This window comes from Amycolatopsis sp. A133 (genome assembly GCF_031082405.1).
Classification (GTDB): Bacteria; Actinomycetota; Actinomycetes; order Mycobacteriales; family Pseudonocardiaceae; genus Amycolatopsis.
In genome coordinates, this window is record NZ_JAVHJU010000007.1 from 122729 (window position 1) to 135778 (window position 13050).

Consider the following 13050-nt stretch of genomic DNA (forward strand, 5'->3'; position numbering starts at 1 on the left):
AGGCTCGAGCGAGGGGGAGAGCATGAGCACGAGGAAGACGGGCAGCAGACGGGGCTTCCTGATCGCCCTCGTCGTGGCGTTGCTCGCCGCGCTGGTGGTGCTGGCGCTGACGCTCGGCGGAGACCGCGACCCGGGCACCGCGCAGCCACCGCCCGCCCGGCCCGTCGCGGTGGTCCCGGCGCCCCAGGCAGGCAGCCAGGACGCCGTCGCGGCGCTGCCCGAATCGCAGCCCGTTTCGATCGACATCCCGAAGATCGGCGCCCGCTCGTCGCTGATCCCGCTGGGGCTCAACCCAGACAACACCATCGAGGTGCCGCCGGTGACCACGCCGCTGCAGGCCGGCTGGTACACCTACGCGCCGACGCCGGGCGAGACCGGCCCGGCCGTCGTCCTCGGGCACGTCGACGGCAACCACCGGAAGGGCATCTTCTTCCGGCTCAAGGAGCTGACCGCCGGCGACCGCGTCTCGATCGCCCGCAAGGACGGCACCACGGTGGTGTTCGAAGTGACAAAAGTGCACCAGGTGCCGAAGAAGGACTTCGAAGCCGAAGGTGTCTACGACGACACGGCCGGTCCCGAGCTGAGGCTGATCACCTGCGGCGGCGTCTTCGACCGGAGCGCGCACAACTACGTCGACAACATCGTCGTCTACGCCCGCCTGGTCCAGGCCTGATTTTCGGTTTTTGTCGGTGGCCGGTGCCAGACTGTGCCGGTCGTCACCAGAGGCGGCGCGGACGAGGGTTGGGAGTCGGCATGGTGTTCCGGGACGAAAGATGGCCCGACGGTACGCCCGGCTGGGTGGACCTGCTGGTGCCCGATCAGGCGAAGGCGATGGCCTTCTACAGCGGCCTGTTCGGCTGGACCGTGTACCCGGGCGGCGAGGAGACCGGTTTCTACGGCATGGCGGAACTGCGCGGGCGCCCGGTCGCCGGCATCGGCCGGACGCCACCGGACCGGGACATCCCCGCCGTCTGGACGACGTACCTCGCGGTGTCCGATGTGGACCGGACGGCCGCGGCGGTCACCGAGGCGGGCGGCGAGATCGTCATGCCGGTGCTGGAGGTGCGGCCGGCGGGCCGGATGGCCGTCGCGGCCGATCCGGCGGGCGCGGTCTTCGGGCTCTGGGAGGCCGGCGACCACATCGGCACCCAGGTCACGGCGGCCCCGGGCACGCCGGCCTGGAACGAGTGCATGAGCCGGGACCACCCGGTGGCGAAGCCGTTCTACGAGGAGGTCTTCGGCTACGGCTTCCAGGACCTGTCCAGCGACGACTTCACGTACGCGGTGCTGCTGATCGACGGGCGCCCGATCGGCGGGCTCGGCACGGTGCCCGGGTCGGCGCCACCGGAGGTGCCGTCCCACTGGCTGACGTACTTCTGGGTGGCGGACGCCGACGCCGGCGCGGCCAAGGTGACCGAGCTCGGCGGCACGGTGCAGGGGAAACCCTTCGACTCGCCGTACGGGCGGCAGGTGCGGGTCACCGACGACCAGGGCGTGCCGTTCATGATCATCGCCCCCAACGAGCAGTCGGGCGAGCCGGAAGGCTGGGAAGTGTGAACGGGCGGGCCGGGAGCGCCGTGGAGCGGCACCCCCGGCCCTCGCCGGTCAGTCCTCTTCGGAGACCCAGTCGAAGGTCTTCGTGACGGCCTTCTTCCAGTTGCGGTACTCGCGCTCGCGGCGGGCGTCGTCCATCGACGGATCCCACTGCTTGTCCTGGGCCCAGTTGGTGCGGATGTCGTCCTCGGACGCCCAGAACCCGACGGCGAGACCGGCGGCGTACGCGGCACCCAGCGCGGTGGTCTCGTTGACCACCGGGCGGATCACCGGCACGCCGAGGATGTCGGCCTGGAACTGCATGAGCAGCTCGTTGACGACCATGCCGCCGTCGACCTTGAGCGACTTCAGCGGGACTCCGGAGTCGGCGTTCATCGCGTCGATGACCTCGCGCGACTGGAAGGCGGTCGCCTCCAGCACCGCGCGGGCGAGGTGGCCCTTGTTGACGAACCGGGTGAGCCCGACGATCGCGCCGCGAGCGTCGGAACGCCAGTAAGGAGCGAACAGACCCGAGAACGCCGGGACGAAGTACGCGCCGCCGTTGTCCTCGACGCTGCGCGCGTGCTCCTCGATCTCAGCCGCGGTCGCGATCATGCCGAGGTTGTCGCGCAGCCACTGCACCAGCGAACCGGTGACGGCGATGGAGCCTTCCAGCGCGTAGACCGTGTCGTTCGAGCCGATCTTGTAGCAGACCGTGGTGAGCAGCCCGTTCTGCGACATCACCTTTTCGGTGCCGGTGTTCAGCAGCATGAAGTTGCCGGTGCCGTAGGTGTTCTTGGCCTCGCCGGGCGAGAGGCAGGCCTGGCCGAACGTCGCGGCCTGCTGGTCGCCCAGGATGCCCGCGATCGGGACGCCGGCCAGCGCGCCCTTCTCGCGGACCTTGCCGTACTCCTCGGACGAGGAGCGGATCTCCGGCAGCATCGAAAGGGGGATGCCCATCTCGCCGGCGATCTCGGCGTCCCACTGCAGGGTGTCGAGGTCCATCAGCATGGTGCGGGAGGCGTTGGTCGGGTCGGTGACGTGCACACCGCCGTCGGCCCCGCCGGTCATGTTCCACAGCACCCAGGTGTCCATGTTGCCGAACACCAGGTCACCGGCCTCGGCCTTCTCGCGCGCGCCCTCGACGTTGTCCAGGATCCACTTGATCTTGGGTCCGGAGAAGTAGGTCGCGAGCGGGAGGCCGACCTTGTCGCGGTAGCGCTCCTGGCCGCCGCCGAGGTTGCCGAGCTCGGTGACGATCTTGTCGGTGCGGGTGTCCTGCCAGACGATCGCGTTGTACACCGGCTCGCCGGTCGTCTTGTCCCAGACCAGCGCGGTCTCGCGCTGGTTGGTGATGCCGACGGCGGCGATGTCCTTGGCGGTGAGGTCCGCCTTGGCCAGTGCGCCCGCGGCGACCCGGCGCGTGTTCTCCCAGATCTCCTGGGCGTTGTGCTCGACCCAGCCGGCGCGGGGGAAGATCTGCTCGTGCTCACGCTGGTCGACCGAGACGACGCGGCCTTCGTGGTTGAAGATCATGCACCGGGTCGAGGTGGTGCCCTGGTCGATCGCGGCTACGTACGAAGTCATGTGTGCTCCCGGAAATCGGCGTCGGAGGAGGCGATCAGGTCAGGTTGTGGACGGCGAGGTAGACGAGGGCGGCCAGCGCGCCACCGACCAGCGGGCCGACGACCGGGATCCACGAGTAGCCCCAGTTCGCGTTCGCCTTGTTGCGGATGGGCATCAGGAACGCATACGCGATCCGGGGCCCGAGGTCACGCGCCGGGTTGATGGCGTACCCCGTCGGGCCACCGAGGGAGGTGCCGATCACGAGGACGACGAACGACACGCCCGCGTAGCCGAGCGCGGAGTTGCCGAAGTTCGGCGTCCCGCCGTCACCGGCGGCGTAGGTCGGGCTGAGCAGGATCCACACGACCAGGACGAAGGTGCCGATGATCTCGGTGACGAGGTTCCACGCGGTGTTCGGGATCTGCGGTCCGGTGGAGAAGATGCCGAGGGTGTTTTCGGGCTCGGGGTGGTCGTCGAACTGCAGTTTGTAGGTCGCCCAGCAGAGCATGGCGCCGATGATGGCGCCGGCGAACTGGCCGATGAAGTAGAACGGGACGTCGGCCCACGGGGTCTTGTCGGCGATGGCGAGCCCGAGGGTCACCGCCGGGTTCAGATGCGCGCCGCTGGGTGCAGCGATGCTGGCGCCGGTGAAGACGGCGAACGCCCAGCCGAAGTTGATGAACAGCATGCCGCCGTTGTTGCCGTTGGTCTTGCGCAGCACGTGGTTGGCCACCACGCCGTTGCCGAGCAGGATCAGCGCTGCCGTTCCCAGTAGTTCCCAGACGATTATTGCCCCAGCACTCACCGCTGCACCTCCACACTGGACACTCTGCGCAGGGTCGATCACGGCGTGCCACGGCACCGTTGCCGACCCACGTCCGCGCGACGTTACCGGGGCGTAGAAGCTACTTCCAAGCACCTGGCCGCCGAATTCTTTCAAGATCGCGGGCAAGATCGCGGAGGGTTACGCCACAAGTGTCATCCGTGGACGGGCGGATGCTCACCGGGTCGTGCGATGCTGGAGGCCTCGCCGGCACGAGGAGGAATGTCACGTGGCGCAGCACGCAGCGGAGACCGGCCCGGCTCGACTGGGGCCGGTGAAGCGGGAAGAGACGTGGCAGCGGCTCGGCAAGGAGACGTTCGACCTCGTCGTGATCGGCGGCGGCGTGGTCGGGGCGGGCACGGCGCTGGACGCCGCGACGCGCGGCCTGCGGGTCGCGCTCGTCGAGGCCCGTGACCTCGCGTCCGGGACGTCGAGCCGGTCGAGCAAGCTCTTCCACGGCGGCCTGCGGTACCTGGAACAGCTCGAATTCGGCCTGGTCCGGGAGGCGCTGCGCGAGCGCGAGCTGATGCTGACGACCATCGCGCCGCACCTGGTGAAGCCGGTCAGCTTCCTGTACCCGCTGACGCACCGCGTGTGGGAGCGGCCGTACACCGCGGCGGGCCTGCTGATGTACGACACGATGGGCGGCGCCCGCAGCGTCCCCGGTCAGAAGCACCTGACCCGCGCCGGCGCGCTGCGGATGGTGCCGGCGCTCAAACGATCGGCGCTGATCGGCGGGATCCGCTACTACGACGCGCAGTCCGACGACGCCCGCCACACGATGACGGTGGCGCGCACGGCGGCCCACTACGGCGCGGTCGTGCGGACGTCGACCCAGGTCGTGGGGTTCCTCCGCGAGGCCGACCGGGTGTCCGGCGTGCGCGTGCGCGACGTCGAGGACGGCCGCGAAACGGAGATCTCGGCGGCCGCGGTGATCAACTGCACCGGCGTCTGGACCGACGAGCTGCAGCGGCTGTCGGGCGGCCGCGGCCGGTTCCGGGTGCGCGCGAGCAAGGGCGTGCACATCGTCGTCCCGCGCGACCGGATCGTGTCGGAGTCGGGGATGATCCTGCGCACCGAGAAGTCGGTGCTGTTCGTCATCCCGTGGCGCAACCACTGGATCGTGGGGACGACCGACACGGACTGGGAGCTCGACCTGGCCCACCCGGCGGCGACGAAGCACGACATCGACTACATCCTCGAGCACGTCAACACGGTCCTGGCCACGCCACTGACCCACGACGACATCGAAGGCGTGTACGCGGGCCTTCGCCCGCTGCTGGCGGGCGAGAGCGAAGAGACGTCGAAGCTTTCGCGGGAGCACGCGGTGGCCCGCGTGGCCCCGGGCCTGGTCGCCATCGCCGGCGGCAAGTACACGACGTACCGCGTGATGGCGGCGGACGCGGTCGACGCGGCGGCGGTGGACCTGCCCGGCCGTTCCCAGCCGTCGATCACGGACAAGGTCCCCCTGCTGGGCGCGGACGGTTACCACGCGCTGGTCAACCAGGCCGACCACCTGGCCGCCGAGCACGGGTTGCACCCCTACCGGGTGAGGCACCTGCTGGACCGCTACGGCTCGCTGATCCACGAGGTCCTGGCCTTGGCGGAGGGCCGCCCGGAGCTGCTGAAGCCGATCGAGCACGCCCCGGACTACCTGGGCGTCGAGGTGGTGTACGCGGCTTCGCACGAGGGGGCGCTGCACCTGGAGGACGTCCTGGCCCGCCGGACGCGCATCTCGATCGAGTACGCCCACCGAGGCGTCGACTGCGCCGACCAGGTGGCGACACTGGTGGGTGAAGTTCTCGGTTGGTCACCCGAAACGATGAAGCATGAGATCGAGGTCTACCGGGCCAGGGTGGAGGCGGAGCGCAAGTCCCAGTCCCAGCCGAGCGACGAAGCGGCGGACGCGTTGAGGTCGGCGGCCCCGGAGGCCCGGGCGGGCATCGTGGAGCCGGTGAGCTGAGAGGACGTCAGGAAGTCCGGTGCCACCGGATCAGGCGTTCTCCCGTAGGAGCGCGCTCCGCCTCCGGCCCGACCAACGTGAACCCGCACCGCTCCGCCACGATCGCCGACGCCGCGTTGCTCTCCTCGTACCGGTAACTCACTTCGGTCAACCCCAACCCCCCGAAGCCGAACCGGAGAGCCGCGTTCAACGCCGTCGTGGCGATCCCCTTGCCCCGCTCCGCGGGGTGGACCCAGATCGTCGCCTCCGCGTACGACGCGTCCAGGTTCAGCTCGCGCAACCCCACCTCGCCCAGCAACCTCCCCGAGGTCGGCTCGGCTATCGCCCAGGAACAGCGCTCGTCGCCCGCCCACTGGGCCGCTCGCAACGCCACGTACTCCGTGGCCTCGTCCAGGGTGCGCAAGCGGTAGTTCAGCACGTACTTGCGGTGCGTCGGGTCGGCGAACGCCTCCATCAGCAACGGACGGTCGTCTATGTGCCGGTCGGCGCGCAGCTGGCGCAGGTAGTACGTGCCCGCGTTGATCTCCACCGGTTCCACTCCGCCCAGCCTAGCCAGGCCGGGAGCACGCCGCCCCCGGCCTGGCGATCAAGGCCGGTTCACGGCGCCAAGCGCCACACCACCGGTACGCCGCCCTCGTCGAGCGGGCCGTTCGAGGCGATTCCCGCGAACGTTCCGTCGTCCGTCACCTGGCTGGCCTGGTACGTCGAGTACCCGCCCGGCTGCCGGAGATCGCCGCCCGGGGACGTGGTGCGCCACGTGATCGGCTTGCCGCGGAACGAGCCCGGTACCGGGGCCGTTCCCGCCGTCAGGCCGGCGCGGTTCAGCGCGTACGCCGCGTCGCCGCCGGGCAGCTCGGTGGGGACGCCCGCCGCGTTCCAGCGCATGGCGCGGGATCCCGCGACCGTCCCGTCCGAGGCCGAGCCGACGACCACGCCGTTGCGGATCGCCGAACCGCTGGTGTACTGGAAGCCCGGTGCGGTGAGCTCCCGGTACGTGCCGCCCTTCCACAGCAGCGCGGTCTTGTAGGTGGAGAACAGCACGGTCCCGTCGTCGTCGATGCCCATCGGGTACTCGTACTCGTGCGTCGCCGGGATGATCACCGGCGCGCTGCCGTCCGCCGGCCACACGATCGCGCCGTTGTGCGCCGGGTCCCCGTCGAACACCTGGCCCAGCACGTCTCCGCGCGTGTTCACCGCGGTGGTCTGCGCCTCCTGGTAACCCGCCGGCGTTTCGCGGAGGTGGAACCCGCTCGCGTCCAGCACGAACGACCGGACGCCGCCGGCGTCGTAGTCGATCGCGTCGCCGTACACCCGCCCGGCGCCGTCCTCCCCCTGCACCATCGCCCACTCGAAGCCGTCCGGTACACCGCGCAGCACCGGCTTGCCGCCGCGCCAGCTCACGACCTGCAGCTTGCCGCCGACGATGAACGACCCGGTGTATTCGCCGTGACCGTCCGAAGCGGTCAGATAGCCGTGTCCCGCGGGGTCGGCCCCGGCCGGCAACGGCAGCAGCGCCGGTTGCCAGCCCAGCCGCCCGGTCGCGGCCTGCGCCGGTCCCGCCCCCAGCGCCGCGACGGCGATCGCCACGGTGGCGAGCACCCCCGATCGCGCCCACATCTTGTTCATGGATCCTCCCTTTCCCCCGACCTGCATGATCACCACGTCGGAACGCGGGAACAGGTTGTCCGGCAAAAGGAGCAATCACGACCGGCGGCGGCGGGCCCCCGCGATCATCGCGACGACGAGCGGCAGCGCGACCGAAATGATCAGCAGCCGCCCCCGGGACAGGATCAGCACCGCGATCGCGAGGACGATCGCGATCGGCACCGCGCCCGCGGTCAGGAAACGCACCAGCGCGTTGTCCTCCGACGAGGCCACCGGGACCCCGGGCGCGGAAGCACCGTTGAGCAACGCGCTCGGCCTCGGCGAAGGCAGGTCTTCGAACAGCGGGACGAGCTCGCTGACCCGCTTGGCTGCGGTGACCTTCGCCGACCGGTTCCCGAACTCGTCGATGTCGAGGCGCCCGGTGCGGACGTGCTCTTCGAGAACGTCCAGGGCGTCTTGGCGTTCGGCGTCGCTCAACCGCATGTCGCCCACCGCGGGATCAACGGCCCAGCTCGCGGCGGTAGGAGTCGCGCAGCTCGCGCCGGCGCTCCCGGTCGCGCAGGTGGTGCTCGTGGCGGCGGTGGTGGTGCTGGTCGTGGTTCCAGCCGTGGCCCCACATCGCCTTGCCGAACACGCCGACCCCGATCGGGAGGAAGATGATCGGCCACGCGAGCGTGCCGGTGGCGATCAGCGCGATGGCGGCGATGAGCGTCAAGGGGAAGAGCGCGGCGAGGAACCGCTGCGGCGGCGACCCGTTCTCCGGCGTCCCCGACGGCCGTGGCACGGGCGCGGCCGCGGGTTCGGCGGCCGCGACGGGCTGGGGCGCGTCGTCGTACCGCGGGTGCGGGGCCGGCAGATCCGCGAAGATCTCGCCCAGCTCGCCGCGGGTCTTGGCCGCGGTGATCCGCGCCGAGCGTTCGCCGTACTCGTTGATGTCGATGCGCCCCGCCGTCATGTGCTCACCGAGCGCGGACAGCGCGGACTCACGGTTCTGGTCGCTGATCCGCAGCTGCGGAGACGGGACTTCGGTCACGTAGTCGATGGTAGGCCGCCCCGGGGGCGGCCCACCACGACATCTGTAACGAACCGTGCTACTTGATCTCCAGCAGCTGTGTGCCCTGCGTCACCGCGGCGCCGACCTCGACCGAAAGCCCGGTGACGGTGCCCGCCTTGTGCGCGGTGACCGGGTTCTCCATTTTCATCGCCTCGAGGACGACGATCAGCTCACCGGCTTCGACCGTCTGGCCCTCTTCGACGGCGACCTTGACGATGGTGCCCTGCATCGGCGCCGTGACGGCGTCGCCGCTGACCGCGGCCTTGGTGCCGCCGGCGCGCTTGCGCGGCTTCGCCTTGACGGCGGTGCCGCCCCCGCCGCCGCCTTCGAGCGCGAACCCGCCCGGCAGCGACACTTCGAGCCGCCGTCCGCCGACCTCGACCACGACGTTCTGCCGCGGTTCCTCTTCGGCCGCTTCGATGTCCGGCGCCACGAACGGCTCGATCTTGTTGTCGAACTCCGTCTCGATCCAGCGCGTGTGCACGCTGAAGCCGTTCTCGTCGCCGATGAACGCCGGGTCGTTCACGATCACGCGGTCGAACGGCAGAACCGTCGCCATGCCTTCGACGACCATCTCGTCGAGGGCGCGGCGGCTGCGCTCGAGGGCGTTGTTCCGGTCCGAGCCGGTGACGATCAGCTTCGCCAGCATCGAGTCGAACTGCCCGCCGATGACGCTGCCGGACTCGACGCCGGAGTCGACGCGCACGCCCGGCCCGCTCGGCGCGACGAACCTGGTCACCGTGCCCGGCGCGGGCAGGAAGCCGCGGCCGGCGTCCTCGCCGTTGATGCGGAACTCGATCGAGTGGCCGCGCGGCTCGGGGTCCTCGGTGATCCGCAGCTTCTCGCCGCGCGCGATCCGGAACATCTCGCGCACCAGGTCGAGCCCGGTCGTCTCCTCCGACACCGGGTGCTCGACCTGCAGCCGCGTGTTGACCTCGAGGAAGGAGATCGTGCCGTCGACGGCGACGAGGTACTCGACCGTACCGGCGCCGTAGTAACCGGCTTCCTTGCAGATCGCCTTCGCCGAGGAGTGGATGCGCCGGCGCTGGTCGTCGCTCAGGAACGGCGCGGGCGCCTCTTCGACGAGCTTCTGGTGCCGTCGCTGCAGTGAGCAGTCGCGGGTGCCGACGACGATCGCGTTGCCGTGCATGTCGGCCAGCACCTGCGCCTCGACGTGCCGCGGCTTGTCCAGGTAGCGCTCGACGAAGCACTCGCCACGACCGAACGCGGCAACGGCTTCTCGCGTGGCCGATTCGAACAGCTCGGGGATCTCTTCGCGGGTGCGCGCGACCTTGAGGCCACGGCCGCCACCACCGAACGCGGCCTTGATGGCCACCGGCAGGCCGTGTTCGTCGGCGAACGCGACGATCTCGGTGGCGTCCTTGACCGGCTCCTTCGTGCCCGGCACCAGCGGTGCGCCCGCGCGCATCGCGATGTGGCGGGCGGTGACCTTGTCGCCGAGGTCGCGGATGGCCTGCGGGCTCGGCCCGATCCAGGTCAGCCCCGCGTCGAGGACGGCCTGGGCGAAGTCCGCATTCTCGGAGAGGAAGCCGTAGCCCGGGTGCACCGAATCGGCGCCCGACCGCTTGGCGGCGTCCAGGAGCTTGTCGAAGTTCAGGTAGCTCTCGGCGGCCGTCGTGCCGCCGAGCGCGAACGCTTCGTCGGCCAGGCGCACGTGTGGCGCGTCGCGGTCCGGGTCGGCGTACACCGCGACACTGGCCAGCCCAGCGTCCTTGGCGGCTCTGATGACGCGTACCGCGATTTCGCCACGGTTGGCGACCAGGATCTTGGTCACCGGACCGCCCGTGGATTCGCCGACCTGCTCGGCCACCCCGCACCTCCTGCGTCCGACAGCTGCATTGCTGACCGCCCACGCGGCATCACGGAAGTCTACGGATATGACGTCGGGAGTCTCTTGAGTGAGAGGTGAACCACGCTCAGACGTGGTGGCGCAGCTCCTCGGGCAGCGGCGAGTCGAGCACGATGACGTCGTACGGGTTCGCGGAGTGCACCTTCCCCAGGTGCTCGGTGCTCACCAGCACCCACGGCTGGTGCTCGCCGCAGCAGTCGATCAGCCGGTCGAGCGCGGTGAACGCGACCAGCGCGGTGCGGCCGTCCGGCGTGCGGCGCAGCTCGATCGACGCGCCTTCGGTTTCGGCGCTGACCGGTCCGGTCGGGAGGTACAAGGCGGGCGGCAGGTTCGGGTTCGTCACCCGGACAACATAGACGGACACGGTCCGCTACCGGTGACCCCGTCGGGTTGAACCCGCCACATCGCGCCGGGGCGCTGGCGACGGGTGGTCGGGAAGCGGCTTACGCTCTGTCTTATGCGGACTACGGCGGCGCGGACGCCTCGGTCGGCGCTGCTCACCGCGGTGCTGGCCGCGGTGGTGACCGTCGGCGCGATCGGCGCGGTGTTCCTGCTGCGGCCGCGGCCCGAGACGGCGACCGGCGCGGCCGAACCCGCCGCCGCTCCGGTGACGCCCGCGGTGACCTGCGGCGGCGGCCCGTGCCGCCAGCTCGCGGCGGTGACGGTCGGGGGCACGCCGGTGGTGCTGCTGACCGACTCGGTCGGGGGCTCGGCCCGCCTGCGCGTCGGGCCCGAGCCGGGGACGGTGTTCGAGCTGTCGATCGCCCAGCTGGGCGTGCGGCTGGACCAGAACTCGCTGCGCTGCATCGACGGCCCGGCCCCGGCGTGCCTGGTCCGCGGCGACGTCGGCGACGACGGCACGGCCGCGTACGGCGAGCTGCTGGTCGGCAGCGGGGGAGTGTGGCGCGACCCGGGCAAGCCGTTCTACGCGGACGCCGGGACGCTGTCGCTCTACGACGTGACGGCCGACGCCAGCCCCGACGTGATCGTGGTCCGCCACGACTGCGCGGACGCGGCCTCCGGCACCCCGAAGTGCCTGGCGGCCCCGGTGCTGGGCGAGGTGTACGACCTGGCGGGCCGGTCGGTGGGCTGCACGCGCCGGGTGACGTCGCCGTCGGACCTGCGCGGCTGGCCGGACATCCGCCTCACCCGCACCGACCTCCGCCCCTGCCCCTCCTGACCCGAAGCCGGAGCTTTCACGTGAAAGCTAGGTGGAGGACTGGCCTCCGGTTAGCTTTCACGTGAAAGCTGCGGTCAGGCGGGGGCGGGTTCGGTGTGGCGGGCGGCAGAGCCGTCGTCGCTGTGCAGCGGGGTGTCGGTCGGGGTGTTCAGGACCTCGTCGTCGAGGAGGCCTTCGGTGCGCGCCACGATCGTCGGGACCACGATCTGACCCGCGACGTTCGTCGCCGTGCGCATCATGTCCATGATCGGGTTGACCGAGTAGATGAGCGCCAGGCCCAGCGCCACCTGCTTGGCGTCGAGGCCGATGAACGACGTCGTCAGCGTGAACGCCGTCAGCCAGCCCGTGGTGCCCGCCGTCGCCAGCGCGCCCACCACGGCGACCACGACGATGCCGGCGTACTGCCAGAAGTTCAGCGACACCCCGGCCAGGTTCGCCACGAAGATCGCCGCGATCGCCGGGAAGACCGCCGCGCAACCGTCCATTTTGGTCGCGCTGCCGAGCGGGGTCGCAAAGGCCGCGTACGCCGGCTGGACACCGAGGTTCACCGCGGACTGGCGGGTCAGCGGCAGCGTTGCGGCCGAGGACTGCGAGGCGAACGCGAACTGGATCGCCGTGCCCGCCTTCGCGAAGAACTTCAGCGGGCTGACCTTCGCCACGAACTGCAGCAGGATCGGGTAGACGACGAACAGCACGAGCAGGCAGCCGACGTACACCGCGAGCGTGGTGGAGAACAGCGGCCGGAACAGCGCGTCGCCGTAGTTCGCAACCGCCGCGCCGATCAGGCCGATGATGCCGATCGGGGCCAGCCGGACGATCCAGCCGAGGTAGCGCTGGATGATCTCGAACACGCTCGTCGTGAAGTCCACGAACGGCTTCGCCTTGTCACCCAGGCTGTACGCGGCGGCGCCGATCACCAGCGCGAGGAACAGCACCTGCAGCGTCTCGCCGTCGGCAAACGCTTTCACGAAGTTCTCCGGCAGCAGCCCGTCGACGAAGGCGCTCCACGAGCCCCAGTGGTCGACGCTGGCCGCTGCTTTGTCGGCGTTCTTGGCGGTCGCTTCGACGCCGCCGAGGCCACCGGAGCCCGGGTTGAAGATCCGGCCGACCGCGATGCCGATCAGCGACGCGATGAACGACGTGATCGCGAACCACAGCACGGTCTTGCCGCCGAGGCGCGCGGCGGTGCGGCCGCCGCCGAGACCGCGGAGGCTGTTGATGCCGACCACGATCGCCGTGAAGACCAGCGGGATCACCGCGATCTGCAGCAGCGTGGTGAAGATGCTGCCGATCTGGTCGAGGAGATCGGTCAGCCAGCCGGCCTCGGTCTGCCGTGCGACGACGCCGAGGAGGGCGCCGACGACGAGCGAGCCGAGAACCGCGGCCGCGAACACCCGCGGCTTGGTGTATGTCCGTACGAAAGACACGGGGCGACTCCGGTGCTCGAAAGTTTCTT

Annotated in this window: 13 protein-coding genes; 4 read left to right on the forward strand and 9 right to left on the reverse strand. The window is 70.5% G+C overall.

All coding sequences use genetic code 11. From position 1 onward, the window contains the following. Positions 1-22: 22 nt before the first annotated feature. Both Q5425_RS08740 and Q5425_RS08745 read left to right on the forward strand, forming a co-directional pair. Positions 23-673, forward strand: a complete 651-nt coding sequence (locus Q5425_RS08740) for a class F sortase (RefSeq protein ID WP_308671610.1) — start codon at positions 23-25, stop codon at positions 671-673. An 80-nt stretch (positions 674-753) separates the two neighbouring features. Then, positions 754-1557: a VOC family protein gene (locus tag Q5425_RS08745; RefSeq protein ID WP_308671611.1), complete on the forward strand. Its 804-nt coding sequence runs from the start codon at positions 754-756 to the stop codon at positions 1555-1557. A 48-nt stretch (positions 1558-1605) separates the two neighbouring features. On the opposite strand, the gene glpK is transcribed toward Q5425_RS08745, so the two are convergent. Beyond that, the gene (gene glpK / locus Q5425_RS08750; RefSeq protein ID WP_308671612.1) at positions 1606-3120 is read right to left on the reverse strand and encodes a glycerol kinase GlpK; all 1515 of its coding nucleotides are present in this window, start codon (positions 3118-3120) and stop codon (positions 1606-1608) included. A gap of 34 nt (positions 3121-3154) precedes the next feature. After that, the gene (locus Q5425_RS08755; protein ID WP_308671613.1) at positions 3155-3904 is read right to left on the reverse strand and encodes an MIP/aquaporin family protein; all 750 of its coding nucleotides are present in this window, start codon (positions 3902-3904) and stop codon (positions 3155-3157) included. Positions 3905-4151: 247 nt separating this feature from the next. On the opposite strand from Q5425_RS08755, the gene Q5425_RS08760 reads away from it, so the two are divergent. Further along, on the forward strand, positions 4152-5885 hold the full coding sequence (locus Q5425_RS08760) for a glycerol-3-phosphate dehydrogenase/oxidase (protein ID WP_308671614.1): 1734 nt from the start codon (positions 4152-4154) through the stop codon (positions 5883-5885). A gap of 7 nt (positions 5886-5892) precedes the next feature. On the opposite strand, the gene Q5425_RS08765 is transcribed toward Q5425_RS08760, so the two are convergent. The 6 genes from Q5425_RS08765 to Q5425_RS08790 all read right to left on the reverse strand — a co-directional run bounded on the left by Q5425_RS08765 (position 5893) and on the right by Q5425_RS08790 (position 10757). Beyond that, positions 5893-6423 (reverse strand): GNAT family N-acetyltransferase, encoded by a 531-nt coding sequence (locus Q5425_RS08765; RefSeq protein WP_086849764.1) that lies wholly within the window; start codon positions 6421-6423, stop codon positions 5893-5895. A gap of 59 nt (positions 6424-6482) precedes the next feature. Continuing rightward, positions 6483-7511, reverse strand: a complete 1029-nt coding sequence (locus Q5425_RS08770; protein WP_308671615.1) for a hypothetical protein — start codon at positions 7509-7511, stop codon at positions 6483-6485. Positions 7512-7586: 75 nt separating this feature from the next. After that, on the reverse strand, positions 7587-7982 hold the full coding sequence (locus Q5425_RS08775; RefSeq protein ID WP_308671616.1) for a DUF1707 domain-containing protein: 396 nt from the start codon (positions 7980-7982) through the stop codon (positions 7587-7589). Between the two features lie 7 nt (positions 7983-7989). Next, on the reverse strand, positions 7990-8523 hold the full coding sequence (locus Q5425_RS08780; protein WP_308671617.1) for a DUF1707 domain-containing protein: 534 nt from the start codon (positions 8521-8523) through the stop codon (positions 7990-7992). Positions 8524-8581: 58 nt separating this feature from the next. Next, positions 8582-10375, reverse strand: a complete 1794-nt coding sequence (locus Q5425_RS08785; protein ID WP_308671618.1) for an acetyl/propionyl/methylcrotonyl-CoA carboxylase subunit alpha — start codon at positions 10373-10375, stop codon at positions 8582-8584. A gap of 106 nt (positions 10376-10481) precedes the next feature. Further along, positions 10482-10757 carry an SAV_915 family protein gene (locus Q5425_RS08790; protein WP_308671619.1) on the reverse strand — a complete coding sequence of 92 codons (276 nt, stop codon included), beginning with the start codon at positions 10755-10757 and terminating at the stop codon, positions 10482-10484. Between the two features lie 114 nt (positions 10758-10871). On the opposite strand from Q5425_RS08790, the gene Q5425_RS08795 reads away from it, so the two are divergent. Beyond that, complete coding sequence (locus Q5425_RS08795) at positions 10872-11594, forward strand: hypothetical protein (RefSeq protein WP_308671620.1); 723 nt, start codon at positions 10872-10874, stop codon at positions 11592-11594. 74 nt (positions 11595-11668) lie between these two features. Here the strand turns inward: Q5425_RS08795 and Q5425_RS08800 are convergent, their stop codons facing one another. Beyond that, positions 11669-13021, reverse strand: a complete 1353-nt coding sequence (locus Q5425_RS08800) for a dicarboxylate/amino acid:cation symporter (protein ID WP_308671621.1) — start codon at positions 13019-13021, stop codon at positions 11669-11671. Positions 13022-13050: the final 29 nt, after the last annotated feature.